Source organism: Aliinostoc maniaoense (assembly GCF_058172895.1).
The window spans coordinates 33,724-60,218 of the sequence record NZ_CP187952.1 but is presented as its reverse complement, the minus strand read 5'-3'; the positions used below and the strand labels follow the sequence as shown (position 1 = coordinate 60,218).

Here is a 26,495-nt window from a genome sequence, read left to right as displayed (position 1 = left end):
TGATGACAACTCTAAGCATTTCCAAGAAAGAAATCGCTGCCATGACCGCAGCAGAGGTAGATGAACTAGCTACTCGTCTAGAAATGGATAATTATAGCAATGCTTTTGAGGGTTTAAATGACTGGCATCTACTGCGAGCGATCGCGTTTCAGCGTCCTGAACTAGTAGAACCCTACATCCATCTCTTAGACTTAGAACCCTACGATGAGGCATAAGTGATGTAGTTAAGTCTAGTTTATAGTAATTCTCAATTATTTGCTATCTATTTTGATGTAGAGATAGGTACTAAAAATCGGGGCTAAACACTAATATTACCTATTTCATCATCTAGAAAAATAGCCAATTGAGATACAGACGAACTGACAAAAACTCACACTGATATCAACATCAATACATATTATCGCCGCAGTTTGTGTATAAACATTTGCTGTGGCTTTTTTATCGTGTTTTATATCTCGCAAATTTAAGTAATATCGTGTTAAGACATAGAATAAGGATATAGTTTTCAAAGGTAGTTTATCGTGCAAATACCCCTTGCAGAAGCATCAGAAGAGTTAGTGCGGTTGGTTGAGGCTGCTTTGCAGGGTGAAGAAATTATCATCCTCAAAGATAATCAACCTGTAGTAAAGCTGGCTTTAGTTGCATCAGTACAAAAGCGTCGTCCTGCTAAAGCTGGTAGTGCTAAAGGGCAAGTCTGGATGTCTGAGGACTTTGACGAACCGCTTGAGGATTTTAAGGAATATATGGAATGAAATTTCTGCTTGATACTCATACATTTATCTGGTTTGTCATTGATAGTCCACAACTTAGTAGTACTGCAAAATTGTTGATTGAAGGGGAGTACAACGAGAAATGTTTAAGCGTTGCCAGTGTTTGGGAAATGGCAATCAAATGCAGCCTTGGCAAGTTGAGTTTCAATTTACCACTTCAAACTTTTGTTGAACAGCAGATACAGCAGAATAGTATTGATTTACTAAGCATACAAATGCCTCATCTTGCAATTGTTGCCACCCTACCGTTTCATCATCGAGATCCATTTGACCGTTTGTTAATTGCACAGGCAATTACAGAGGACATTCCCATTATCAGTGCTGATGTTGCGTTGGATGTCTATTCAATTAGGCGATTGTGGTAAGGATTCGATGATGAGTAAAATTTTGAACGTAAGAACTTAAAATTAAGCGATCGCCCTCATCTCCAAGAGCGATCGCTTAACATATCTCAACTGCTATAATTCATCTGGGCTTTAACTACGCTTCTGGTGGTAAATCTACACTGTAAACTACTTCCCCTACTAAGTTACGTAGTGACACAGTCATCAGTTTGGAAACAGCATCAATTTTGACTGCCCCAAAGAATTGTAAACCCTCACTTGGGGGTCTATTTGCTGCTGTACCGGCAGGAAGACTTTGAAATATTAATTCTGGCCCAAAGGTATTTTCTAATTGATTTGGCCCGAATGTTCCGGCGTTGAGAGGCCCGGCGACAAATTCCCAGAAAGGTTTGAAGTCTTGAAACTGTGCTTTGTTGGGGTTATAGTAATGGGCTGCTGCGTAATGAACATCAGCAGTTATCCACACAACATTCTTGATATTTCTCTGTTTAATAAATCGCAGTAAGTCAGCTAATTCTAATTCTCTACCTAAAGGCACGCCATTATCTGCATTAGCCCAAGCTTCAAAGTCTGTACTACCATCTCTGACTATTAATCCTAATGGCATATCACTAGAAATTACTTTCCATGTAGCTTTAGATGTTAGCAATTGGCGTTTGATCCATTGGATTTGTTTTTTACCCAACATATCAGTATCTTTACCGGGTACTGGCTGATTATTGGGAGTATTTCGCCCTCGATAGCTACGCTCATCTAACATGAAAATATCTAACAATGGGCCATAATTGAAACTGCGATAAATTCTAGCTTGGTCTGTATTATTTGTTGTGTAGGCAATGGGCATATATTCTAAGAATGCTTGTCTTGCTCTTTGTACTAGCAAGTTCACATCCTTAACTGTATAACGGGCATCATTGAGTATTTCCCCAGGATACCAGTTATTAGTAACTTCATGGTCGTCCCACTGCGTTAGCATAGGAACTTCAGCGTTAAACTGCTTAACGTTTTCATCTAGCAAGTTGTATTGATAGTTACCACGAAATTCTTTGAGGGTTTCAGCAACTTTTGATTTCTCTTCTGTAGTAATATTTTTCCAAATTGTGCCATCATCAAGAGTTCTTTCGGCAACAATGGGATTATCAGCGTAAATTGTATCACCACAATGAACAAAAAAGTCTGGTTGTAGTTGGCGCATGGTTTCGTAAATTTTCATACCCCCAAAGTCGGGATTTATACCCCAACCTTGACCAGCAGTATCTCCACCCCACACAAATAATATATCTCTGCCAGTGATAGCCGGTGTACGGAAACTACCATTTACAGGTTCACTATAGGTATCTGCATTTAAATCTTGGAACTTCACCCGATAAAAGATTTGTTGGTTGGGTGGTAGATTTCTCAGATTTAATCTGGCTGTAAAGTCGCTAGCTTCTAGAGCTTGTGGCCCTAAAACAGTCTGCAAATTACTAAAAGATGGGCTAGTGGAATATTCTACAATCATTCTAGAGGCGCGATCGCTCTTACTCCAAATCACCACATTATTACTCGTAATATCTCCACTAGCTACACCATAGGGTATGGCAGGACGCATTTTATCAGATGTAATAATTCCTGGTGCTTGGCCAAAAACTTGTGATTTTGATAAAAAATTTGTGGTAATGATGCCACCGGCTGTTACTGCTGAATTGAGCAAAAATCGACGACGATTTAGCTTTAATGGATGATGAGATTCCATACTAAATAATAGAAATATCCTGCAAAAGTCTTATAGCATCAGTGTTTACCATAGATTCCTATCACCATAAGTAAAGATTGAGTTATCTAGGGGTTAATAAAAAATAGTTAAAAATGTTTAATACAATTTAATATTCTGTAAATAACTATGTTTTTACCTGCAATTAAATTTTGCTTAAACTGATCACTTAAAAATTAAGTTGAATTACAGCATTTGCACAAAAGCAAGAAGGATCAAAAGAATCAGAATTACCTCTAAGTAGAACGAGTTGAAAAAAACGAACTATGTTAAGTAATGTAACAAGACTAAAATTGAGTTCGTAGTAAGGACTTTAGTCCTGATTTGAGAACTAAAGTTCTCACTACAAACATTTAATTATTTACTCTGTTCTACTTAAATCACTTGAGGAAATTCTAACTATCTTTTTAACTTCCCTTTTGGATTTTGGCAATTTTGGCAAAAATTTAACTTGATGGTGAGTGAGATGAAATTAGTAAAAAATTTAGCTTTAACTGCTGCTAGCTTAGTCATAGGTTTTGCTACTGTAGATGTCAAAACCGCATCTGCTGCTATTGTCAATTATGCCTTCACTGTTGAAAGTCCTACAAAAACAGGCAAAGGATTTTTTAGTTTTGATGACGAAACTTTTAGCAGTGGAAGTTTTCCAGAAGCAATAGTTAAGTCATTATCTTTTCAATTTGATGGCGATTCAAATATTTACACAGAACAAGATGATACCGCCTATCCTGATTTTCCGGTGGTATCGTTAATCTCATCCTCAAGTGGTCAGCCATCTGTAGCATTAAATTATTTCTTTTTTGATCAAGTTAATCCTGAGCAATTTTATTACGAAATTGTCGGTGAAGATTTCACAGTTTTAGATGGTACTTTTCAAAATACTGAAATTAGTTTTGGTAAAGTCACTTATACAAAAGTACCTGAGCCTACAACTCTCGCAGGTGCAATTGTTGTTTGTGGATTGAGTTTAATTATTAAGAAAAAAGCCAAAGCAACGAAAAAATTTTAAGTAGTGGCGCGACAAGGCTAAGAGGATGTTTGAAAAGTATCATTCCTAACACCAAAATCTTAAAAACCTAACCCCTTGAGCCTCCCCTTCCCTACAAGGGAATGGGGGTTTCAAAGCCTATCGACCTTTCGGGGAGAGGTTTGGAGAGGGGTTTCTAGTATACTTTTCGACTTTTCAAACACCCTCTTAGTTCACACCAAAACTGTATGAATAAAAAATAGGTAAATATCATCAAAGTCAATAGCCTACACTTGTACTGCATTCACTACTTACCTACCACCCAATAATTACGACCATTTTCTTGCTTGGGTTTGTATGAAAATCTAACTTCCGGGGGTTGATTTTTGCGGAGTAATGAGTGCATATCTTGTAGTACAGGAAGGGCTTCAGCAAAATAGCCATGACCGATAAATGTTAAATCAATATCAGAAACTTCTACTGTATCTATGCCATCAACAACTGTAATCGGTGGAGAAAAACCAGCACGAGGATAATCATGAATAATTCCTGATGTTGCCAAGGCTTTATCTTTAGCAGAAATGTACAAAGTTGTCCTTTCAGCTAAGTTTTGATAAGCTACGGCTAATTGTTGAAATAGATCAGGATCAACATCAGGAGCAGCCAAAAATATTTGTCCAAATCGGATGTTACTGTCGGCTTGCACTTGAGTTAAAATGCGCTGCATGGCTCGAATTAAGCCACGATTTCCCATACTATGAGCAATGATATGGATTTTTTCTGCGCCACTGTTTTGAGCCAAGTTGAGGAGGAACTCAGCAATATATATTTCGCTGGCTTCCATTGTGGCTGCATCGCCGATGTAGTTGGCTAGTCTACCTCTAGACGGCCAACTATAGAAAGCCATAATTCCGGGAACTTGCAAATCAAACCCAATTTGAGCAGCGCGCAAGGCTGCATCTTCAAAGGTGACGTTAAAGCCGTGAATGTAGACTAAAGCACAACGGTTATCTAAGGGATTTGCTTGTAAAGTCTGTTTGATTTGCTCTAGAAAAGTTTGTTCTTGCAGTAATTTGAGACTATCTTCTTGTAGTTTGAGCCTGTCATCCGTTGAGTTTAATAATCTATATAATAGGGAAGAACCTATTGAGCCGATTTTATGGGATTTTGGTACTGCTACTTCACAAGTACCATAGTGAACTTTGCGATCGCGTAATCCTGAAAATCCTTGAGATACATCCTGGGGGTTGTTGGGTTGGCGGTTAGTCCCAAACCACAGGGGATATAGAGTAGTTTCAGCAGGCTGTGGAGGCGGAAAAGAAACACCACCACGACGAGTAACTCTAGTTGTCACTACTTCTCGCTCAAAAATTGATGTATCACGAGTGATGAAATGGGGTATTGTACTATCTGGTAAGTTTAATAATTTAATTTCATTACAACCCCTTTGAAAAGCTTGGTAATATCCTTCACCTAATCCTAAACCTCGATAGAAACCTGCGGTAAATGTGAGGGCAGATTGATCTCCTATTTCTTTATTCATCCCCACAACACAGCTAACTATATCTGCTAGTGCATCGGCTTTTTCTAAAGAAAAACAAGCATCAAGCACCACACATTCTATTCTGCCTGGAAGCACCTTTAATAATTCTGCTAGTGCTTCTGGGGATACTAGCTCGGGGTTGCCTTGCGGGTTCTGAAAAATGATCTCACCAGTGGGGCTACCATGACCGCTAAAGTGGAGAATACGCGGTTGATATTGCAATAAATATTTTGATATTTCCGTCACCTGAACGGCTCTGGCGATTTTAATTATATAATTTCTTCCTTGTTCTGCGTCTAGCGATCGCTCTTGAATACGTTGAGCTTCTGCCTCTAATTGCAGTAGTTCTGTACTAATGGGATTAGCCGCCAGGACTAAAATATCACAAGTTGGCGGTGCTGGTTCTAGATTTGGGTTAATAACTGTGAACTCAGCAACGTAATTTTGATAGGCGGTGAGATTACAGTTTTTAATGGCTTCTAATAATAGCGGTAATTCTTCTTGGTGTCTTTTAAAATAATTAAGAATGATATTATTTTTTAAATATTGTTTTTGTCCATAGGCAAACTGACTCCGTAAAGCCGGAAAATCGTCAAGTGCTTCTGCAAGTTCTTGTTCGGTGAGAGATTCGATTAATCTTCTGAGCATCCCGCGATCGTATTTCATTGGCTACTTACCTGGTGTGGATTTAACAGAGTTCCAGTGTAGGTGATGGGGTAGGGGGGGCAGGCAGAAATTAGCAGCAGCATAGCCATCAACCATTATGGCAAGAGTCTTCATTAAAAACAACATCCTTAACCCAATGTAATCGATTTTCAATCCCCCAGTGACCACGAATACCGGAAGCAAAATCGGATGCTGATTCAAGTTGTCAAAGTTGTTTCCTGTGATTGATACATCATACACCCTGCTGGAAGTAGCATCTTCCAGAGTGTCGTATGCTAGAGAGCAGTAGGAGGCAGGGGGGCAGGGGGGCAGGGGGGCAGGGAGACAAGGGGGACAAGGGAGACAAGGGAGACAAGGGGGACAAGGGGAAGAATTTTAGATTTTAGATTTTAGATTGAAATCCAATCCAAAATTGAAAATCCAAAATCCAAAATTAAATTGCCCAATGCCCAATGCCCCATGCCCCATGCCCCATGCCCAATGCCCCATGCCCAATTCCCAATGCCCCATGCCCCATGCCCAATTCCCAATTCCCCAAAACAGTGTCTGAACAAATTTTTGCTGATGTACCACAAGTTGAATTATTACAATGGTTGGCGCGGGGTTCGCTGAAACAAAATTTACCGCGTGCTGTGCGTTTGTGGGTGTGGTTGCGCTCTCTGTACGGTGATCCGCAAGACCGTATACTATTAGATGATGGTTTTAGTTTTGCTCAGTGGCGAGATACTTTTTTTACTCTGAGCCACCCGAAAGGAGAAGCGATTCCCCCATTGCATCACCCTAGCTGTCCCTGTGCTAAAACTACGGCGGAATGGTTATTTGATAGTAAAACGGGACTGGAGCGATCGCAATGGCTAGCATCCGTACAAGCACATACGCCCATCCCAGATTTAGATAAATTCTTACAACAAAGATTGTTTGGGGTGACGCGTCGCAGTCTCCAAGCTGATTTAGATATCTTGGCAGAGTTGGGTTGGTTGGAGAAATACCAACAGAAATATTACCGGGTAAAATATTTCCCTGCGCGCCCCATGACTACTAAACTCTACGCCCATGAGTTAAATTTTATCAATCAAGAGGATTTAGTAGCGATCGCGCAAAATCTTTCTCAAGAAATCTCTGGTGTGCGGCGGTTTTTCTTCAAACTAGATTTTGTGGTGACAGCTACAGACGAGGTAGAAAATTGGCAACATGAATTACAAAGGCTGTGGGGGAAAACACCAGTACCGCCCATTCAAATCACCTACAACAGTGAGAGGTTGAAAAATACTTTTCTCTGTACAGTTTATCCAGTCTGTATTTATTATGTTCAGCGTGCCGTTTATCTGTGCGCTTTTGGGGAAAGTCCTGATTTCAAGACGGAGTGGTATAACTTCCGCCTGGATAGAATTGAAGATATTACCCCCATTGAATGGACATACCGAGACATCCCCAAAAACCTATTAAAACGCTACCATCAGCGCAACTTACCCACCCCAGAAGAAATTGAAATGCAAATGTCTTTAGCTTGGGGATTTGATTTCTATTTACCAGCAAAATTAATGCTGTTACGCTTCGACCGAGATTATCACGATCACTATATTCGCCGTACCTTTCGCCATGATACATTTAAAGCGATCGCCTATTCCCAAGCTCAAAATCTCATCAAAAAATATTCAGCTAATCTAGAACAACAGCAGACATTATTACAAATTATTGCTAATCGTTCCCCCGAAGATGCTTATTATCGTGTGCAGTATCGACATGGCGATCATAATGTTATTATGCGCCTACGAGCATGGCGACCGAAAGTAGAAGTTTTCCTGCCTTGGGATATGCGCCAAAGTATTGCTAAAGATGTGGCGAGAGAATTTCAAATTTATAATTCCTAGAAAATTAATTCATAAGTCTGCTGAGGAACAAAACTCTGCGTACCTCTCTCTTGAAAAGTTTCCTACGGAGGGAAACCCTCCTCCAGAACTTTTCGCTGCGCTTTACTCCGCGTGCCTCTGCGTTTCAAAATATTATCTTTACCTCACTTAAATATTGATCCGGATCAATCATCATTAAGCTGAATAATTATCTTACAGTGAATCTATATGCCTAACCTATGGAAATGCCCCAACGCGTATCAATTCGCTATAAAGATACGCCTTACAATACTAGTGAGATACGCTTGAAAACCTTCCGCCTTGGGTTGCAAATTTGGGAAGAAGAAACTAAACCCAGAAAAACAGAATTGTATGAATTTATTCTCTCTTGTTTGAAGCAAATTGATCGCCAAGATCGATTTATGATTTCTTTGTTATTTGTTGAATTAGCCGATTTAATTCGTGACTCTGCCCTAGAGCGAAACATGAAGGAAGATTTAATTAAAACAGCATTTCGAGAGTTTGCTTGTGCAGTCACAGATTTTGAAGATATTGCCAAGAAATAACTAGCTTGACTTGAATAATTCAAAGTTCGTAGTCAGGACTTTAGTCCTTCTACAAAGTAAAATACATCCTGTTGAATTAAATATTAAGTAGTGGACTGACAAGCCTAAAATGTTGCAGAAAAATTGTAGGTTGGGTTGACGAGAGGAAACCCAACACCAGCATCTATGCTAAGTTTTAGATATTTATGTTGGGTTTCGTTCTAAAATGTTGCAGAAAAACTGTAGGTTGGGCTGACGCGAGGAAACCCAACACCAGCATCTATGCTAAGTTGTCAATATTTATGTTGGGTTTCGTTCCTCAACCCAACCTACATCTAATGCACTATTTTAGCCTTGACACGCCACTACAATTTAATACCAATTCTCTATGAAGTTACGCCAAATAAATAATGTAGAGACGTTGCATGCAACGTCTCTACAGTACAGAATAAAGTGCATCTATGGCTACGCCAGGCAAGCTACATCAAGAGACGGTATAAGGTTTAGTTTATTTGTTCTTCTTGCTTTTCTTTTGGCTTTGTCTTCCTGCTTCGGCGTGTTGCTCCCGTGTACCACCACGAGTTGTCTTTTCTTCTCCACTATCCTCAATTTCTTCCGTTTCTTCAGTGTCTTGAGTTTCTTGTTTCTTGCGTCCACCGCCATGAGAGTGTTTACCACCCTCTCGACCGATTTCAGCCATATGTTCCCTATCTTGACTGACAGTTTCGCCGCCCTTGCGTCCAGCTTCGCGGGCTTCTTCAGGAGTAAATTCGTGAGCCGTTCCCTTCTCGTGGGCAGCGTGTCCACCCTTACTAGCAATTTCGCGCTGTTTGTCTTCATCCATAGAAGCGAAACCACGCTTGCTTGTGTCTGACATAATTAGACTCCTTGTAGATTTTGGGAGTTTTGATCTTTTTGCCCCAGTGAAAATTTTTACTGGTTACGCTTTGAATGTAACCAAGCAAATTGCTTTTATTCATTAGCCATTGGTGAGAATCATATCCGGGTAAACCTGTACTTTAGATATATGAAGGGGGTATAGGGGGCAGGGGGCAAGGGAGACAAGGGAGACAAGGGAGACAAGGGAGACAAGGGAGACAAGGGAGACAAGGGAGACAAGGGAGACAAGGGAGACAAGGGAGACAAGGGGATTTTACCCCAATGCCCAATGCCCCATGCCCCATGCCCAATTACGAATTACGAATTACGAATTACGAATTACTTATCCTTCCTGCTAGAGTGGCGACTGCAAATAACAACTGGGGGGGTTCAACTGGTTTAGCAAGGTGCATTTGAAATCCTTCGGCTACTGCTTTTTGGTATTCGGCGTGTCCAGCATAGGCGGTGAGGGCGGCGGCGGGAATTTGTTTGGTTTGTTTGTCTTTTAATTTTCTGACTTGACGAATTAGTGCATAACCGTCTTCCTGTGGTAGTCCTATGTCAGATAACAATACGTCGTAACTACCAGGGTTAGTTTTAAGTTGTGATAGTGCGTCTCTTGCTGATGTTGCTTCTGTTACTTGTGCGCCGTGATTTTCTAGCACCATTCTAAATAATAGGCGGATATCGGGTTCGTCATCTACCATTAGTACCCGCACACCTTCTAGGGATGGAATGTCATTAGTAGCCGGCTGTAATGGTAAATCTTCTAAATTATCTGGAGAAGCGGTAGGTTGTAATGTTTCTAATTGTGCTGCTGGAATAGATGTGTTTGGCTGGGTAATTTGCAGGGGTAGCTTGACTGTAAAAGTTGTGCCTTGCCCTTCACCTGGGCTGGTAACTTCAATTGTACCGCCGTGGAGTTCGACTAAATGACGGACAATAGCAAGACCTAGCCCCAAACCAGGATTTGAACGGGTTCTGCTGCCATCAGCTTGGCGGAATCTTTCAAACACGTAGGGGAGAAAGTCAGCACTGATACCTTTACCTGTATCACTTACTTGAATTTCCGCTTCAATATCTGTGTAATTTAAGGTGATGTCAATTCTGCCGCCTGGGGGGGTGAATTTAATGGCATTAGAAAGTAAATTCCACATCACCTGCTGTAAGCGGGTTGGATCTCCTACTATATTTCTGGGTGTAGGATCTAGTGTGGGGATAATTTCAATGTTTTTACCTTGGGCTGAGATGCGGACAACATCAATTGCAGCTTCAATGATGGGTATCAGTTGAATTGGTTCAGCGTCTAGCCTGAGTCTACCGGAACTAATGCGGGAGATGTCTAGCAAATCGGTAATAAGACGAGCTTGAGTTTGTGCGCTGCGTTCAATGGCTTGTAATCCCTGAGTCACCGTTTCTGCATCAATTTGGGGTCTTTGTAGCAACTGCGCCCAACCTAATAAAGCATTGAGGGGGTTACGTAGTTCGTGAGAAAGAACAGATAAAAATTCATCTTTGGCGCGGTTGGCGGCTTCTGCGGCATTGCGGGCTGATTGTTCTTGGGCTAATAGTTGGGTGCGTTCTGCTTCTAATTGTTTTTGCTGGGTGATGTCTTCAATGACTAAGAGAATCATTTCCCTGTCGTCTTCTATGACCATTTTGCGAGCATTGAGACACATGACTTTGTAACCAATTTGCTCAAAGTGATGCTCAACTTCCAGGCCTTGAAACTGGCTTTGATGGGGGAGAATATCTTCTAGGAGCGATCGCAATAACGGAATATTCCATTGCCCATTTTCAATTTCGTAAATCAGGCGTTGTTCTGTGTCTTCTGGTGTCACCTGGAATGTATCATAGAAAACTTGATTGGCTTTCATCACTCGTAACTCTTTATCCAGGACTACTAAAGAACCCCGCATGGTATCCACAATTGCTTGGGCGTAATCTCTAGAGGCTGTGAGTTTCTCAGCACTGCGTTTGAGGGCATCAATTTCTACTAACACCACCACAGCACCATCAATTTTATTATCAATTGTGCGATAGGGTCTAATTCGCAAATCATACCAATGCCTTTCGTGGTCTTGCACTTCTTGGGTTTTAAAATTTAAATTGCGAATTACTTCTAAAATTTGTGCTTCTAAGTCAGGTATATTCAGATTATGGTTAATATCACTGATTGGTCTGCCAATATCGCTGGAAATTAAATTAAAAATGGCTTCGGCTGCGGGAGTAAAGCGGCGAATCCGCAAATCACCCCCTAACATTAAAATAGGAATATTGATACTACTGAGGAAATTTTGCAAATCGTTAGTGATTTGAGTCGCTTCAATATTACGCCGTTGTAGTTCGTCGTTGATGGTGTTGAGTTCTTCGTTAGTGGCTTGAATTTCTTCCTTGGCTGTTTCTAGTTCTTCGTTGGTACTTTGTAGTTCTTCGTTACTGGAGAGGATTTCTTCGTTAGCTGCTCTCAGGTCTTGATTTGTGGCTTGTTGCTCCTCAATAATTGATTGCAGATATTCTTTAGTGCTGGCTAATTCTTGTTTGAGTTGGTTAATTTCTTCTTCATTATTGTTTTTTTTGCGTCGCCGAGAGCTAACATTGCTACCACCTGCATCTAACAGCATTGTAGTTGAGCTAGGCATATCTGCAAACATCACTAAAAAGTAGCGTTCTGTGCTGTTAGCAGGCTGAAATGGGACTATATTAATCTTTACTTGCCTTACCTGCTCATTTTCTGTAACTTGTATGCCTTCTTTGGTAATAGCTACTCCTTGTTTTTTGGCTTGATGAATGGCGGTGCGTAATTCTATCCGTAATTCTTCTTTGGCCATTCGTAGCAAATTAAAACTCGGTCTACCTGGAGGCGGTTGCAGATAAAGGCTAGTTTGTCCGCGAAATTGCAAAATTTCTAGATCATCGTTAATCACTACACCAACTGGAGCGTATTGATTCAACACAATCCTGTCAGCCTCTTTCTGCATTTCTAAATCATCTAAGGCATCTTTGTTCAATGGTGGTTGGGATGTAGCGATTTGTAGAGGGTAGTTACTGCTAACTAAATCAATTCCTAGTCGAGCCGGAGCTAGCTTACGATAATAAATTTTATACTTTTTGTCTACCAAAGTAAACAGGTCTGTAAATTCACCGACGGTTTCGGAAGTGCCTAACATCAAAAAGCCATTTGACTGTAAACTGTAGTGGAATATGGGCAGTAACTTTTTCTGTACTGCACTGCCCAAATAAATTAGCACGTTGCGGCAAGTGATTAAATCCAGTCGAGAAAATGGCGGATCACTAATTAGGTTTTGTCTAGCAAAAACACACAACTCCCGCACAGGCTTACTAATTTGATAACCACCTTCTACCGGGATAAAGAAACGCTGTAGTCTTTCTGGTGAAACATCTGCTAATTGAGAGGCTTTGTAAATGCCAGTTCTCGCTTTTTCAATGGCTACATCATTAATATCAGTAGCAAAAATCTGGATGGATGTAGTAATGACTTGATTACTTAAAAACTCTAGCAAACAAATGGCTATGGAGTAGGCTTCTTCACCAGTAGAACATCCCGCTACCCAAATGCGAATGGGTGTATCGGGTTTTCTATCTTTGGTGATGACTGGAAATACTTTGGTTTTCAAAGCTTCAAAAGCTTCAGGATCACGGAAAAAGCTAGTGACAGTGATGAGAACATCTTGGTATAAAGCGGTGACTTCTGCCGGATGATCTTGCAGGTAACGCACATAGTCTTGTAAATTTTCTAGTCTATACAAAACCATCCGTCGCAGGATGCGCCGCTTTAAGGTTGTTTGTTTGTAGTGAGTAAAGTCAACCCCGGTAGCTGTTCGTAGCAAACTAAAAATATTTGTCAGGGCATCTCCGCTTTCAGGTATGATATCCACTGCTTTGACTGACGTTCGATGATTAATGTAGGGATGAGAGCTAATATTGGCTAATTCTGCGGCAATTTGTTGGGGTGTCAAGATAAAGTCTACATGACCAGAAGCCACAGCTGTATTAGGCATACTACTAACTTTTGCCGATGACTCACATTGAGCAAAAGTAATACCACCAGCCCCTTTAATCATGTCTAGTCCTCTTGAGCCATCGGCATCCCCACCCGACAGTACCACGCCAATAGCATTGCTACCCCGATCCTCTGCTAAGGATATCAAGAATTTATCAACGCTCATCACTTGTCCGCGAATTTTTTGACGCGGAGTGAGTTTGAGTATCCCCTGGGAAATCGTCATCATGGCATTGGGGGGAATCACATAAACATGATTTGGTTCGACAACCATGCCATCTTTTACTTGCAATACAGGCATTGAGGTTGTGCGAGACAGAATTTCTGGTAATAAACTAGTTTGATGGGGACTTAAGTGTTGAATAAATACAAATCCCATGCCTGTATCAGTGGGCAAATGGGTGAGTAATTCTGTAAATGCTTCTAATCCTCCCGCAGAAGCTCCTATACCTACAATGGGAAATAATTCTTGTTGTTGTTCTGGCGGTTCGTCGGATGAGTTGGATTGAGATTTTTTGGTAGATGGCCGCGGGTTCATGATTCTTCCCTGACTGGGATTTCCGAAGTTTTATTGATCTTCAAGCTTTGTCTTGTCCTACTTTAGCTAAACTTATGTACTTCATGTAGACTGCATACATAAATCATAAATAAATCTATCGAGAGAAGGAACTTAATTTGTAATATATTACGGGAATTTTAATTTTAAATTGAGAGCGATCGCACTTCAAAATTATAATTAGACATTTGTAGGGGCAGGTTCACCGGCATCATCGTTAATTGTTCATGATATTTGATTAACCCGCCCCTACCGAGTAGAGACGTTGCATGCAACGTCTCTACTCCCCTGCAAAAAGCTATGGTTTATACACAAGTTGTTTCATTAACATTGCCAATGCAACGCTTGACATTGCCAATGCAACGCTTGACATTGCCAATGCAACACCTGACATTGCCAATGCAACACTTGACATTGCTAATGCAACACCTGACATTGCCAATGCAATGCCTGACATTGTTATACGCGTTCGCTACAGGCGTTCTCGCAGAGTATCCGTAGGGTATTACGAATTACGAATTGTTACTTGGCTTTTCTCCAACTCATGAGGAGGAAATGCGCCATTTTCTGTGATGATGGCTGTAATTAAATCGGCTGGAGTCATATCAAAAGCTGGGTTATAAAATTCTGCGCCGGATGGTGTGAGGATAGTATCACCAATTTGATAAATTTCTTCTGGGTGACGTTGTTCAATGGGAATTTGACTACCATTAGATAATGCAAAATCAATAGTAGAAACAGGTGCTGCGACAAAGAAAGGAATATTATGGGCTTTAGCGACAATGGCTAAACTATAAGTACCGATTTTATTAGCAGTGTCACCATTGGCGGCGATACGATCTGCACCGACAATGACAGCATGAATTAAATTTTGCTGCATACAATGGGCTGCCATGCTATCAGTAATTACAGTTACGGGGATACCGTCTTGCACAGCTTCCCAGGCGGTGAGTTTTGCACCTTGGAGACGGGGACGGGTTTCATCAGCGAATAACCGTGCTAAACGTCCCTCACGCCAAGCGGAACGAACAACCCCCAAGGCTGTACCGTAACCGGCTGTAGCTAAAGCCCCAGTATTACAGTGTGTGAGAATGGTGAGTTTTTCTGGAGTTTTGGGTAATACTTGCAATCCATGATCACCGATCGCCTGACAAGTTTGCAAGTCTTCGAGATTAATTGCTTGGGCTGTTTGCAATAAAACTGCTTGTATTTCTGCTACTTCTCCCGCAGTAGCGTAGGCAACTTTCATCATCCGAGTAATTGCCCAAAATAAATTGACGGCTGTAGGACGAGTAGCACCTAATAAATCAGCGACTTGTTCTAATTGTGCTAGAAATTCGTTGCGATCGCTAGTTGTAATTTCCCGCGCCCCTAAATACATCCCGTAGGCTGCTGCTACACCAATAGCCGGCGCACCCCGCACAATCATTGTTTTAATTGCCCGTGCCATATCTTCGCTACGGTGAATCTCTACTACTGCATACTCGTTAGGTAAACGGGTTTGATCAATTAGTAGTACAGAATCATTTTGCCAAATAACAGGGTAAATCATAGGTGGGGAATGGGGAATTGGGAATGGGGCATAGGGAATTGGGAATGGGGAATGGTGTTCCCTTACATCCCTAAAGTTTATTTTATGGGTGAAAGTAGGCAATAATTACAGCAATTTCCGGGTGATTGTGGGCAATTGCTTCCGGTGCTTTGCCAAAGTAGGCTCTAATTGGGGCTTTGGCTTTGACTCCACCATTCAACAGCAATAAATCATTAGTTTTGAGTAATCTGGAAACTTGTCTGACAAAATTACCCCGCACTTGTTGAATGGGTGTGTCTGGTGGTAGTTCTAAATCAGTGAACTCGCCTGTTGTTACTTTGACTGAGACAACTTGCAGCAATTGTAGAGAGGCTTTGAGTTCTGTGGCTAAACTTTTGGCTAATTCAATGCTTTGTGGAAAGCAAGGTTCACGAGTCTGTTCGGTGGTGAAAGCTAAAAATACTCGCTTGGTGTGTTCAATGGGTAAAGGAAAACGAGATACCAACACCGGAACGCTGCTACGCTGCACAATTCGATCTATCACACTACCAAACAAGTTTTCTTGATAAGTCGAGTAACCTTTCCAACCGCAGATAATCGCGCTAGCCTGTTGTTCTTGGGCAACACGCGCAATTCCTTTATCAATTGATTCGTCAATTCTAGCAATGGGAGTAACATTAGCCACTGCCGCATGGGCAATCATTTCCGCCGTGGATAAGAGTTGGGTTTGTCTAGCTTTTGCTTCTGGGGAAATCGGGCTATTTTCTTCTCGTAAAATGTGGAGTGGTAAGAGAGTTCCATTGGCTGATTTAGCGAGAAGGATGGCTAATTTGAGGAGATTATCTTCTGTACTGGGGTTAGCGACTGGTACTAAAATGCGATCGCCTATATGATCATTCTCAAGTTTTGTAGTAGTTGTAGTTTCTGGTTTGAGTTTCTGTCCCCATTGATTTGTTACCCAAGGAGAAGCTACACAGGTAACTAAAATCATGGCAATTGTGCCATTAACTGTGAGTTGGTCAACTAGCTTGATATTATAAGCCACAGTAATAGCTGCCAAAGTTGATGCCGCTTGAGCTACCGATAGCCCAAACATCACCATAATATTATCCCCATCCATGCCAAATAACTTACCCACACCCCAAGCTGGTATATACTTAGCGACAATGGCCGCAGTTACCATCACACCAGATACTAACAGCGATCGCGGTTCTTGGATTAAAATCCCAGGATTAACTAACATCCCTACAGAAATCAAGAAGAAGGGGACAAACAAGGTATTCCCAATAAATTGAATCCGATTCATTAACGGGCTAAGTTGAGGAATCAGTTGGGTAATTGCCACCCCTGCCAAAAAAGCCCCAATAATCGGCTCAATTTCCACTAATTCCGCCCCGAAGGACACCACAAACAGCGTCGCCAAAACAAAGGTAAATTCTGCCCCTTCATCATGGCCAAATCTTTGGAAAAACCATTGCCCGATGCGAGGTACACCCCATAAAGTTAAAAAGGTGTAAATTATTAAAGCCGGAATCAGAAACAACCAAAAACTTAGGGTTAAATTACCTTGATGCGCTCTGACTACTACCGCTAATACTAACAATGCCAAAATATTGGTAATTAATGTACCACCAAGGGTAGTAGTTAAAACTTGAGAACGCATGATTCCCAATTTACTGGCGATGGGTAAGGCGAGTAGAGTATGGGAAGCAAAACAAGAAGCCACCAAAATTGCAGGTAATAAATCGTAGCCAATACCCATCATGGCGGCTGTTCCTAATCCCATCGGTACAAGAAAAGTAGCAACCCCAAAAATTACCGCCTTATCAGCATTGTATTTCAGGTCATCTAAGCTTGTTTCTAACCCTGCCATGAACATCAGAAACAACAAACCCACAGTACCCAGCAAGACAATAGTTTGATCCCGTGCCAAAAGGCCTAGTCCGTTAGGGCCGACTAGTACCCCTGCTAAAATTAAACCGACAATCCCAGGTAAGCGGATTTTCTCAAATAATAAGGGGGCAATTAACATTATCCCCAAAATCATCAGAAATACCGGGACTGGATCTTTAATTGGTGTTGAGAGAACTGAAGCCATTACAGCATGAGTCATACCCTGCCCAAGAATTAATTGCATAGTGCTGGGAAACTGATAGTGAGTGAAATTGACTCAAATATTAGTACCATCTTCAATGAGCGATCGCATCACCATTAAAGTCAGCTTTATAGCGATCAAATGAGCAAATTATGATCAATTAACCCCTTTCTGGATATATTGACAATTTTTAGAAAAAGCGTAGACAGTTAATTTTCTGCTATCTCACTATTATCAATCAATTTGCTAGATAACTCGCTTCACCTCAAACCCCCGCAAGCCTTCCGGGTGTTCGTACTTCACAGCAACATCCTGTACTATAGCCGCAGGCGGGCCAGCATGACACCAGTGAATCATCTCCTCCACAATCTCAGGCGCGCCTTCAAACACTGCCTCCACCCTGCCATCAGGAAGATTTTGCACCCAACCAGTTAAACCCAACTGGCTAGCAGTATCTACGGTAGCGTAGCGATAACCTACCCCTTGGACTGTACCAGAAATCAAGACATGAGCGCGAATAAGTTTTGATTGTGGTGCAGGATTTGGCATTGACAAATTTATACTTTACAATTACCAGTTTACATTGTTTGTGAATGTAGAACTGATATTTTTAATTAAAACTGCTAATTTAAAATTTTCAACTCTGCACACCTTATGTCTGAACTACCACCACTCAATACAGATACAATCTGGGGTATTCTCAACGATCAAATTGATGACGCTACAGTCATGCAATTAGTATGGTACTACCTAGGCTATCGCCACGACTCCACAACGGGAAATTGGGACAATACACAGGTTGCAGCAGAATGGCGAGATGAATACCCAGAACCACCAAATTTTTTGGATAGTCGCCCAGCCACTATGAAGTTAACCCGTTCCATTCCTCAGCAATACAAACAAATCACCAAAGAGAAACTAGGTTTTAAAGGTTACAAAATTGGTACTTTTACACCACGGGAAACACGGAGAGCTACTGCTGCTAATTGGTTGTTAAGCCACTTGCAGCAAACCATTGATCAAGGTAAATAATTGATCAAAGCAAATATTCGGTCAATCATCATAATTTCAAAAGATGCGCTTCATATCTTGAAATTAAATTGCTACCGATTATTTGCTTAAAATTTATCTGCTTATTTTTAGTATAATTTTATATTCATATTGGGAAATTGAACATGAAAATACATTACTTGCAGCACGTTTCCTTTGAAACACCTGCTAGTATTGAGCAATGGGCATTAGAACACAAACATGAACTTTCCGCTACTAGATTTTATGCGGATGAATCATTACCCCTAGTAGAAGATATTGATTGGCTAGTAGTGATGGGTGGGCCAATGAATATTTATGAAGAGCATCAATATCCTTGGTTAACACAAGAGAAGCGTTTTATTGAACAAGCAATTACAGCTAACAAAACAGTAATTGGTATTTGTTTAGGTTCGCAGTTAATAGCAGATATTTTAGGTTCGCAAGTTTATCAAGGAGAGTATAAAGAAATTGGCTGGTTTCCGATTCAACTAACTAAAGAAGCCCAAAACTCAACTTTATTTGGGGGATTACCACAGCAATTTACAGTGTTTCATTGGCATGGTGACACCTTTGACTTACCCCCAGGCGCAACTCATTTAGCTTCTAGTGAAGCTTGTAAAAATCAGGCTTTTATATATAATCAGCGCGTGTTATGTTTACAGTTTCACTTAGAATCAACTCACGATAGTGTTAGCCAAATTATTACCAATTGTGGTAATGAAATTGTAGAGGGTAGATATATCCAGCAGCCAGCAGAAATGCTGTCTCAAGCAGAAAATTTCCCTAAAATTAATTTGATTATGAATAGAATATTAGATAATCTTTTTTGTAGTGAGTGAGAAGGTAGCGCACCCTCCATAATTTTCAGATATAAAACTCTTATTTGATTTCTGAAAAAACTCAGTACACCCCTAAATTCCTTCTTTGCTATTCCCTCAACCCTCTATGCAAATATGTTGATTTATCAAATCGCACTCCAATATCAACCTTATGGTAGTAGACAATTGCAGATTATCTGACTCTCAGAAAATTCTTTCTCACAAGATTAATAAGTAAACTATTGATATATTCACATCTCGTTCTAGGGATAGAGGAACTCATCCGTTAATTATATCCTCTGGTTGATTTGCAAATCGATTAATAATTAGAAAATTATGATTACTAAGTTACATAATTTGAAAACAAATCGATGAAAAAATCAATTGAATTTAAGTTATTTGCACCTTATAACAAAGGTGCAGCTTTAATTGGTGATTTTTCTAATTGGCAAGATATCCCCATGAAAAAAGGGGATGATGGCTATTTTCGCACTCATGTTGATTTAAAAGACGGAACTTATCAATATAAATTTCGTGTGCAGACAAAATCTTGGTTTTTTGAAGAAGATCAATGGGTTGATGTTACAGATCCTTATGCGACTGATATCGATGAATTAAGCGGCAAGGATAATAGCATTGTTCGCATTAAAGATGGGGAAATTATTGTTGATACCTATGTGTGGCAATATGATGACCAACCCTTACCAGCAGACCACGAATTAGTAATTTATGAATTACACGTTAGTGATTTTTCTGGTGGTGAAGATGATGCTTATGCTAGAGGTAAATATAAACACGTCATTGAGAAATTAGACTATTTGTGTGAATTAGGCATCAATGCTATTGAGTTAATGCCTGTGAAAGAATATCCAGGTGATTATAGCTGGGGTTATAATCCCCGCTATTTTTTGGCGACGGAATCTAGTTATGGTTCAACAGCTGATTTAAAGCATTTAGTTGATGAGTGTCATCATCGTGGGATTCGTGTCTTGATGGATGGGATTTATAACCACTCAGAAGCCTCTAGTCCATTAACACAAATTGATCATGATTATTGGTATCACCATGCACCCCGTGACCCTGATAATAACTGGGGGCCGGAATTTAATTATGAATTTTATGATGAAAATTTAGATACTTATCCAGCCAGAAAATTTATCGGTGATACTGTACGTTTTTGGATTCAAGAATATCATGTAGATGGTATTCGTTACGATGCTGCACGACAAATAGCCAACTATGATTTTATGCACTGGATTGTGCAGGAATCTAAAAAAACTGCGGGAGCGAAACCATTTTATAATGTTGCAGAACATATCCCAGAAACTACTAGTATCACTAATGTTGATGGGCCTATGGATGGTTGCTGGCATGATAGCTTTTATCACACCATCAAGGCTCATATCTGCGGTGACAGCTTTGATTTAGAAAACCTCAAAGATGTGATTGACTGCAAACGTCAAGGCTTTTTGGCTACTACTAATGTAGTTAATTACTTGACAAACCATGATCATCATCATCTCATGGTCGAGTTAGGCGATCGCAATATTTTTGCCGAAGAAGCTTTCAAAAGAGCAAAATTAGGCGCGGCTATTTTATTGACAGCCGTCGGTGTCCCCTTAATTTGGATGGGTGAAGAATTTGGTGAATACAAACCCAAACAGCCAGAAGCATCAAAACTAGATTGGCAACTTCTCGGTAATGACCTGAACCGTAGTTTATTTGAATACTACAAAGGCTTAATACAATTACGTAAAAGTAATCACGCTCTCTACACAGAACATATTGATTTTATCCATGAAAATGCTGAAGCTAAGGTATTAGCTTACAGCCGTTGGAATGATGAAGGTTCTCGTGTAGTTGTAGTAGCAAATTTCTCCGAAAACTTTCTCGCAGGTTATCATGTTCCCAATTTTCCCTCTGGCGGAACATGGCACGAGTGGACAGGAGATTATGATGTAGAAGCTGGGGATGATGGAATTATGACAGATATTGGAGCTTACGAGGCGAAAGTTTTTGTTTGGCAGTAATAAAATATACCTGTAAATAAAAGGGAACAGGGTTGGGGGAACAGGGAACGGGGGACAGGGAACAGACGTTTCCTGTTCTCTTTTCGTGAAAAACTTTAGATGTAGGGGAGGCAATTCAGAATAATTTACATTGTTTTCCCGCACACCCCTACACCCTTACACCCCTACACCCCTACACCCCTACACCCCTACACCCCCACCATTATGTCTGATTTTTCTGACTTGCAAAAAAAAGTAACTGAATCTGTATCCTGGGTTTCATTTACAATATGTAGAGTAATTGTCCCGAAAATCTCATCTCAACTATCAAGACAACTTCTCCATGCACAAGAAATTATCTAACACAAATATTGAAAATTACCACGTTCTCCTAACGCCTAATGAAGTAAAATCTAAAATACCTTTAACTAAATCTGCTGAAAAGACTGTTTGGAAATTTAGAAAAGAAATAGAACAAATATTAGACTTTCAGGATAGACGTAAATTTATAGTAGTTGGCCCTTGTTCAATTCATGATCCAGCAGCAGCATTGGAGTATGCGAAAAGGCTAAAAAATTTAAGCGATCGCGTCCAAGATAAGCTACTGTTAATCATGCGGGTTTATTTTGAGAAACCCAGAACAACGGTAGGCTGGAAGGGATTAATTAATGATCCTGATATGGATGATTCCTTTGATGTGGAAAAAGGGCTACTAATTGCCAGAAAACTATTAGTAGAACTCTCAGAATTAGGACTGCCTAGTGCTACAGAAGCTTTAGACCCAATCATTCCTCAATATATTGGTGAATTAATTACTTGGTCAGCAATTGGCGCACGTACTACAGAATCTCAAACCCATCGTGAAATGGCTAGCGGGTTATCAATGCCTGTCGGGTTTAAAAATGGTACAGATGGCAATATTCAAGTTGCTTTAAATGCCTTACATTCTGCTAGAACTCCCCATAATTTTTTGGGAATTAATCCCAAGGGACAAGTGAGTGTATTTGAAACTAAAGGTAATGCTTACGGTCACGTTATTTTACGCGGTGGTAGTCAACCTAACTTTGATGCTGAAAGTGTAGAACAGGTAGAAACACAATTAAAAAAAGCGAATTTACCTCCCCGGATTGTGATTGATTGTAGTCATGGTAATACTAACAAAAACTACAAATTACAAGCGGCTGTTTTAGAGAATGTCGTGCAACAAATTCTAGATGGTAATACATCCATTGTAGGCATGATGTTGGAATCACATTTATCTGAAGGGAATCAGCCAATCAATTGTCCAAAAGCAGAACTTAAGTATGGAGTTTCGGTTACTGATCCTTGTATTGGTTGGGAGGAAACAGAACAGATTATTCTCGCTGCCTACGAAAAACTCAAATAGTTGTCAGGCCATAACTAAATAGTACAAGACTTGTAGGATGTGTTAGTAACGTACCTAACGCCAAGGCCTTTGGTGCGTTACGGCTTACGCCTAACACACCCTACTGGACTACTAACTAAAGTAGAGACGTTGCATGCAACGTCTCTACATCATTCTATTTGGCGCAACTTCATAGAGAATTGGTATTACTTACTTGCTAGTAAGTAGAACGACTTGAAAAAACCAAACTATGTAAAGTAATGTAAAAAAAATTGCATTTAGTTCGTAGTAAGGACTTTAGTTCTCTCATAACGGGACTTAGACAAAAATCAAGCCCAAATGTAACCCAAACTAGCTTTGTAAGCAGCAAACACGTCACGATTTAAGTTCAACCAATCAATAAATCGAAAAGACATGGCTGTTCTGAAAGCTTCTAAAGCTTCAGTAAAAGTATTTAAAGGTTTGTTTGCCCACCGTCGTCTTAATCCTCCAGTTAACTGATGCCAAAGAATAAAAGTATAGGCACAGAAAACCAAAATAAAATGGCGCAGTAAACTCCTTTTATCACGAACTTGATATTCTTTAAGTCCTAACCATCCTTTAGCTTCCCTGTAAAAAACTTCTACCCAATTCCTTTGAGAATATGTATCAACTATCCATTGTGGTGTAACAATTGATGAAGATATATTAGTGATGAAGTAGTCAATATCGGTGGCTGCTGAGAAAGTAGAAGCATTCATGACGATAGCAATATTTCGCTTTCCAGTTAAACTTGATATTTCCACTTCACAAGTTACTACCCATAATGTTTTGGGTTTATCCAAATCTGTTTGAATTTCTGTGAAAGCCTCTTTGGGTAAGCTCTGGGCTAATTCATCTAACCGAATTGTTTGTTGAATATTATCTGTTTGATTAACTGTTACTTTTCGATTTTTAGCTAATCCTCCTAAATATTTTAATTGCCGTTTTTCCAACTCTAATAAAAATGATGTATTGTTGCCATATCCAGCATCTACAATTACTATCCCAGGTTGATATTTTCTGTTTAGGGCTTGATCTATTAACTTGATTGCTAGTTCTGGTTTTTTCTCAAATAGAGGATCTTGTTTTCCTTGAGCTAAAGAATCAGCGTGTTGATATAACTCTATATCTAACGGTAAGCTTTTTCTGCCATCATATAAATGCGTTGTTACTACTACGATTCCATTATCTGTTTTGCCAATTTCTCCAATATACTGTCTCCCCACACCAGCAGTAAAATTACCACTTTTTCTATGACCAGAATCATCAATTATTAAGCTAAAACCTCTACTAATTCTCGTTTGACTGCACTTATTCATGATTTCCAATCGACGCTCATTCACCTGCCCACTAGACCAAGGTGCTTCGGTCAAAAAGTGATGTAATCGGTGGTAAGTTACACCTACAGCATTATCCGCCATTTGAAACAGGTTTTTCCTCTCACTTTCCCCCAGTAATCCCCCTATATAGTGTCTAAACTCTCTTTTTTGAGCTTTATGAGTAAACACATCATCAAATCTTTGACACCATCTTTCAAAGCACGGGGGCATCGCTGTGGGAGTGGTTTCTTTCATGAGCTTTTTCTAACGTGAAAGCTATGTTAGTTAAGCATTATACTCTTTTTTGGCTTAATTTTTGTTTAAGTCCCGATAAGGACTAAAGTCCTTACTACAAACCTTTAATTATTTACACCGTTCTACTTAAATGAGGCATTGAACATAATCAAAATAAAATGTTACTGCCTCATTTGGGCGTTATGAAGTTACAAAATAGTGCTGATTTCTTTCAAATAAACCTGCGAAAATGATTCATTTTCTCCCAAAGAGTAGTCCTCAATTAAGCCTTTGCGACGAATAGAAATATCATTGTCTTTCTTAATAACCACAGTCGAACCATCTAATATATCTCGCATCAACATCATTTCTGTTGCGCTGGGGTTATCTAGCACTACCAAATTGCTCCCGTAGTAAAACATCCCTTCTGATTCGAGAATTTCACCTGGATACTCAGCAATGAGTAAATCTAGTTTGGGATGACGTAATAAACTTTGGACATTACTATTGTATTCTTTGTGTAATACCTTTGGCGATCGCTGAATAAACACACCCCCTCGACATACAGATCCAATTGTCCAGTCGGGATGTTGTGATAATATCTGATCAATTGTCCGTTGCAGTTCCTCGACAGAAATTTTATTGAAGGTAATAATTGGGATTCTGGCATCTAAACTAGACTTAAAAAATGTTGCCAAAATCTCACCAGGGACATCAACACTATCACCAATTGCTGGGTTAAAGTGCATAAAAATTCCCGGTGCAGCATTGATTTCTAAAATCGCAAAGTTACCAGATTTCCAAGACTCTGATAAGTTTTCTGCAATCACATCAATACCGAGGCAAGTTAAGCGGAAATATTGGGCTATATCTTGCGCCAAAATAATATTGTCATCGTGGATAATGTGGGTAGCATTAATACTCACACCTCCGGCTGAAAGATTAGCTACTTTCCGCAAATATACTTTTTCTCCAGAATTAAGCACAGTGTTTAACGACAAACCCTGTTCGTCTAAATAAAATTCCATCTCATCATCAATGACAATTTTACTCATCGGTGAAGTGGGTGTATCTAACCGTGCTGGTTTGCGGTTTTCTTGACGAATTAATTCACTAATTGTAGAGTAACCATCACCTACTACTGATGCTGGATTGCGTTCAGTGGCAGCAACAAATTTACCATTAACACACAACAAGCGAAAATCTTTACCAGAGATACTTTTTTCTACAATAATTCGTATTTGTTGATTTTCAGGAATTGCCGCTAACGCTCGGTCATACGCCGATTCTAATTCATCTAGGTCTTTGATATCTGGAGTTACACCAATGCCTTTATGACCAACCACAGGTTTAACTGCTACTGGGTAGCCAATTTCTCTAGCCACTTGTTTGGCTTCTTTAAAAGAAAGCACAATTTCCCCCCTAGGGACTGGAAAGCCTAAAGTCTCTAAAAATGCTTTACAGTCATCTTTGCGGGTAGTAAATTCTGAGTCTAAATGACTATCACAATTAAAAGTTGTAGCTACGCCTCGAATCTGTTTTTTCCCCCAGCCATACTGCATTAGTCCTTCTTCCCAGAGGTAGAACGAGGGAATACTTTTTTCATAAGCTGTTCGCAATAAGGCGTAAACTGTTGGGCCTCCATACAGAGATTGCCGAAATCTATCTTGCAGGTTGATAATTTGTTCATCCCAGAAAAACTCATCACCTTGGGTAATAGCTTCTAACCAGTCCCAAACAAGGTAAACAACACCTTTAGTAGTGCGCTCGTGTAGTGATTGAATAGCTACCTTAAATCCATAGTCATTGGGTTGGACACTCCAGCGATTTAGGTACAAATCCATGTCTAGTTTACCGACTTGTGCGGCTGTTGCCGCAAACAGATGGGCATAGGATTCATAAGTTTGATTACCTAATTCGGGATAGCGATCGCTTACACTAGCAATATACTTCTCCATCGGTAGGGGTTCTTTACCTGCTACCACTGTAAAATTAAATACCAACGCTCCTACGTCTAAATAAGGATTGGGGCCGACATAATGCCGAAAATTGAAAATATCAAATACATCTGTTTTTCTGGCGTTAATACGCACTAAATCGGTACTTTTTTCTTGAATCATTGTCGCTAACTACCTTGCAATCTCATCGATAATTACAGCTATTGATTTTTACT

Annotated in this window: 21 protein-coding genes; 11 read left to right on the top strand and 10 right to left on the bottom strand. The window is 40.1% G+C overall.

Annotation, left to right across the window (positions count from 1 at the left end):
• The first annotated feature begins 2 nt into the window (after window positions 1–2).
• From isiD to ACPZ3T_RS00245, 3 genes are all read left to right on the top strand, one after another.
• Window positions 3–215 (top strand): protein IsiD, encoded by a 213-nt coding sequence (gene isiD, locus ACPZ3T_RS00255; protein ID WP_490277418.1) that lies wholly within the window; start codon window positions 3–5, stop codon window positions 213–215.
• Window positions 216–518: 303 nt separating this feature from the next.
• Window positions 519–752, top strand: coding sequence for a type II toxin-antitoxin system Phd/YefM family antitoxin (locus tag ACPZ3T_RS00250; protein WP_490277417.1), 234 nt, complete (start codon window positions 519–521; stop codon window positions 750–752).
• Window positions 749–1,135, top strand: a complete 387-nt coding sequence (locus ACPZ3T_RS00245; RefSeq protein ID WP_490272996.1) for a type II toxin-antitoxin system VapC family toxin — start codon at window positions 749–751, stop codon at window positions 1,133–1,135. The genes ACPZ3T_RS00250 and ACPZ3T_RS00245 overlap by 4 nt, the downstream gene beginning before the upstream one ends.
• A gap of 115 nt (window positions 1,136–1,250) precedes the next feature.
• Here the strand turns inward: ACPZ3T_RS00245 and ACPZ3T_RS00240 are convergent, their stop codons facing one another.
• On the bottom strand, window positions 1,251–2,849 hold the full coding sequence (locus ACPZ3T_RS00240) for an alkaline phosphatase D family protein (protein ID WP_490272995.1): 1,599 nt from the start codon (window positions 2,847–2,849) through the stop codon (window positions 1,251–1,253).
• 484 nt (window positions 2,850–3,333) lie between these two features.
• Between ACPZ3T_RS00240 and ACPZ3T_RS00235 the strand changes: the two genes are divergently transcribed.
• On the top strand, window positions 3,334–3,876 hold the full coding sequence (locus tag ACPZ3T_RS00235) for a PEP-CTERM sorting domain-containing protein (RefSeq protein WP_490272994.1): 543 nt from the start codon (window positions 3,334–3,336) through the stop codon (window positions 3,874–3,876).
• 265 nt (window positions 3,877–4,141) lie between these two features.
• Here ACPZ3T_RS00235 and ACPZ3T_RS00230 read toward each other — a convergent pair whose 3' ends face one another.
• Window positions 4,142–6,043, bottom strand: a complete 1,902-nt coding sequence (locus ACPZ3T_RS00230) for an alpha/beta hydrolase (protein WP_490272993.1) — start codon at window positions 6,041–6,043, stop codon at window positions 4,142–4,144.
• A gap of 394 nt (window positions 6,044–6,437) precedes the next feature.
• On the opposite strand from ACPZ3T_RS00230, the gene ACPZ3T_RS00225 reads away from it, so the two are divergent.
• The 3 genes from ACPZ3T_RS00225 (at window position 6,438) to ACPZ3T_RS00215 (ending at window position 8,459) form a co-directional block, all read left to right on the top strand.
• Window positions 6,438–6,593: a hypothetical protein gene (locus tag ACPZ3T_RS00225; RefSeq protein WP_490272992.1), complete on the top strand. Its 156-nt coding sequence runs from the start codon at window positions 6,438–6,440 to the stop codon at window positions 6,591–6,593.
• Window positions 6,559–7,914, top strand: coding sequence for a TIGR03985 family CRISPR-associated protein (locus ACPZ3T_RS00220; RefSeq protein WP_490277416.1), 1,356 nt, complete (start codon window positions 6,559–6,561; stop codon window positions 7,912–7,914). Before ACPZ3T_RS00225 ends, ACPZ3T_RS00220 begins: the two co-directional genes overlap by 35 nt.
• 218 nt (window positions 7,915–8,132) lie before the next feature.
• Entirely contained in the window at window positions 8,133–8,459 is a 327-nt protein-coding gene (locus tag ACPZ3T_RS00215) for a hypothetical protein (protein WP_490272991.1), read from the top strand.
• 487 nt (window positions 8,460–8,946) lie between these two features.
• Here ACPZ3T_RS00215 and ACPZ3T_RS00210 read toward each other — a convergent pair whose 3' ends face one another.
• From ACPZ3T_RS00210 to ACPZ3T_RS00185, 6 genes are all read right to left on the bottom strand, one after another.
• The gene (locus tag ACPZ3T_RS00210; protein WP_490272990.1) at window positions 8,947–9,315 is read right to left on the bottom strand and encodes a con-10 family general stress protein; all 369 of its coding nucleotides are present in this window, start codon (window positions 9,313–9,315) and stop codon (window positions 8,947–8,949) included.
• A 334-nt stretch (window positions 9,316–9,649) separates the two neighbouring features.
• On the bottom strand, window positions 9,650–13,879 hold the full coding sequence (locus tag ACPZ3T_RS00205) for a CheR family methyltransferase (RefSeq protein WP_490272989.1): 4,230 nt from the start codon (window positions 13,877–13,879) through the stop codon (window positions 9,650–9,652).
• A gap of 316 nt (window positions 13,880–14,195) precedes the next feature.
• Window positions 14,196–14,354 carry a hypothetical protein gene (locus ACPZ3T_RS00200; RefSeq protein WP_490272988.1) on the bottom strand — a complete coding sequence of 53 codons (159 nt, stop codon included), beginning with the start codon at window positions 14,352–14,354 and terminating at the stop codon, window positions 14,196–14,198.
• A gap of 48 nt (window positions 14,355–14,402) precedes the next feature.
• Window positions 14,403–15,449, bottom strand: a complete 1,047-nt coding sequence (mtnA, locus tag ACPZ3T_RS00195) for an S-methyl-5-thioribose-1-phosphate isomerase (RefSeq protein WP_490272987.1) — start codon at window positions 15,447–15,449, stop codon at window positions 14,403–14,405.
• Window positions 15,450–15,531: 82 nt separating this feature from the next.
• A complete protein-coding gene (locus tag ACPZ3T_RS00190) occupies window positions 15,532–17,565 on the bottom strand; it encodes a cation:proton antiporter domain-containing protein (protein WP_490272986.1) in 2,034 nt (677 codons plus the stop codon).
• A gap of 204 nt (window positions 17,566–17,769) precedes the next feature.
• A complete protein-coding gene (locus tag ACPZ3T_RS00185; protein WP_490272985.1) occupies window positions 17,770–18,072 on the bottom strand; it encodes an acylphosphatase in 303 nt (100 codons plus the stop codon).
• 105 nt (window positions 18,073–18,177) lie between these two features.
• Here ACPZ3T_RS00185 and ACPZ3T_RS00180 point away from each other — a divergent pair, with 105 nt between their 5' ends.
• From ACPZ3T_RS00180 to ACPZ3T_RS00165, 4 genes are all read left to right on the top strand, one after another.
• Window positions 18,178–18,555, top strand: coding sequence for a DUF1823 family protein (locus ACPZ3T_RS00180; protein WP_490272984.1), 378 nt, complete (start codon window positions 18,178–18,180; stop codon window positions 18,553–18,555).
• Between the two features lie 143 nt (window positions 18,556–18,698).
• The gene (locus tag ACPZ3T_RS00175) at window positions 18,699–19,394 is read left to right on the top strand and encodes a type 1 glutamine amidotransferase (protein ID WP_490272983.1); all 696 of its coding nucleotides are present in this window, start codon (window positions 18,699–18,701) and stop codon (window positions 19,392–19,394) included.
• 350 nt (window positions 19,395–19,744) lie between these two features.
• On the top strand, window positions 19,745–21,403 hold the full coding sequence (locus tag ACPZ3T_RS00170; RefSeq protein ID WP_490272982.1) for an alpha-amylase family glycosyl hydrolase: 1,659 nt from the start codon (window positions 19,745–19,747) through the stop codon (window positions 21,401–21,403).
• Between the two features lie 322 nt (window positions 21,404–21,725).
• Window positions 21,726–22,769: a 3-deoxy-7-phosphoheptulonate synthase gene (locus ACPZ3T_RS00165; protein WP_490277415.1), complete on the top strand. Its 1,044-nt coding sequence runs from the start codon at window positions 21,726–21,728 to the stop codon at window positions 22,767–22,769.
• A 308-nt stretch (window positions 22,770–23,077) separates the two neighbouring features.
• Here the strand turns inward: ACPZ3T_RS00165 and ACPZ3T_RS00160 are convergent, their stop codons facing one another.
• Both ACPZ3T_RS00160 and ACPZ3T_RS00155 read right to left on the bottom strand, forming a co-directional pair.
• Window positions 23,078–24,343 carry an IS701 family transposase gene (locus ACPZ3T_RS00160; protein ID WP_015116159.1) on the bottom strand — a complete coding sequence of 422 codons (1,266 nt, stop codon included), beginning with the start codon at window positions 24,341–24,343 and terminating at the stop codon, window positions 23,078–23,080.
• A gap of 188 nt (window positions 24,344–24,531) precedes the next feature.
• Window positions 24,532–26,442 carry an ATP-binding protein gene (locus tag ACPZ3T_RS00155; protein ID WP_490272981.1) on the bottom strand — a complete coding sequence of 637 codons (1,911 nt, stop codon included), beginning with the start codon at window positions 26,440–26,442 and terminating at the stop codon, window positions 24,532–24,534.
• Between the last annotated feature and the right edge of the window lie 53 nt (window positions 26,443–26,495).

Bases quoted from the DNA above. Each gene is read 5' to 3' on its own strand.
- isiD (WP_490277418.1), top strand. From the start codon at position 3: ATGACAACTCTAAGCATTTCCAAGAAAGAAATCGCTGCCATGACCGCA.
- ACPZ3T_RS00245 (WP_490272996.1), top strand. From the start codon at position 749: ATGAAATTTCTGCTTGATACTCATACATTTATCTGGTTTGTCATTGAT.
- ACPZ3T_RS00240 (WP_490272995.1), bottom strand. From the start codon at position 2,849: ATGGAATCTCATCATCCATTAAAGCTAAATCGTCGTCGATTTTTGCTC.
- ACPZ3T_RS00235 (WP_490272994.1), top strand. From the start codon at position 3,334: ATGAAATTAGTAAAAAATTTAGCTTTAACTGCTGCTAGCTTAGTCATA.
- ACPZ3T_RS00230 (WP_490272993.1), bottom strand. From the start codon at position 6,043: ATGAAATACGATCGCGGGATGCTCAGAAGATTAATCGAATCTCTCACC.
- ACPZ3T_RS00220 (WP_490277416.1), top strand. From the start codon at position 6,559: ATGCCCAATTCCCAATTCCCCAAAACAGTGTCTGAACAAATTTTTGCT.
- ACPZ3T_RS00215 (WP_490272991.1), top strand. From the start codon at position 8,133: ATGGAAATGCCCCAACGCGTATCAATTCGCTATAAAGATACGCCTTAC.
- ACPZ3T_RS00210 (WP_490272990.1), bottom strand. From the start codon at position 9,315: ATGTCAGACACAAGCAAGCGTGGTTTCGCTTCTATGGATGAAGACAAA.
- ACPZ3T_RS00205 (WP_490272989.1), bottom strand. From the start codon at position 13,879: ATGAACCCGCGGCCATCTACCAAAAAATCTCAATCCAACTCATCCGAC.
- ACPZ3T_RS00200 (WP_490272988.1), bottom strand. From the start codon at position 14,354: ATGTCAGGCATTGCATTGGCAATGTCAGGTGTTGCATTAGCAATGTCA.
- mtnA (WP_490272987.1), bottom strand. From the start codon at position 15,449: ATGATTTACCCTGTTATTTGGCAAAATGATTCTGTACTACTAATTGAT.
- ACPZ3T_RS00190 (WP_490272986.1), bottom strand. From the start codon at position 17,565: ATGCAATTAATTCTTGGGCAGGGTATGACTCATGCTGTAATGGCTTCA.
- ACPZ3T_RS00185 (WP_490272985.1), bottom strand. From the start codon at position 18,072: ATGCCAAATCCTGCACCACAATCAAAACTTATTCGCGCTCATGTCTTG.
- ACPZ3T_RS00180 (WP_490272984.1), top strand. From the start codon at position 18,178: ATGTCTGAACTACCACCACTCAATACAGATACAATCTGGGGTATTCTC.
- ACPZ3T_RS00175 (WP_490272983.1), top strand. From the start codon at position 18,699: ATGAAAATACATTACTTGCAGCACGTTTCCTTTGAAACACCTGCTAGT.
- ACPZ3T_RS00170 (WP_490272982.1), top strand. From the start codon at position 19,745: ATGAAAAAATCAATTGAATTTAAGTTATTTGCACCTTATAACAAAGGT.
- ACPZ3T_RS00165 (WP_490277415.1), top strand. From the start codon at position 21,726: ATGCACAAGAAATTATCTAACACAAATATTGAAAATTACCACGTTCTC.
- ACPZ3T_RS00160 (WP_015116159.1), bottom strand. From the start codon at position 24,343: ATGAAAGAAACCACTCCCACAGCGATGCCCCCGTGCTTTGAAAGATGG.
- ACPZ3T_RS00155 (WP_490272981.1), bottom strand. From the start codon at position 26,442: ATGATTCAAGAAAAAAGTACCGATTTAGTGCGTATTAACGCCAGAAAA.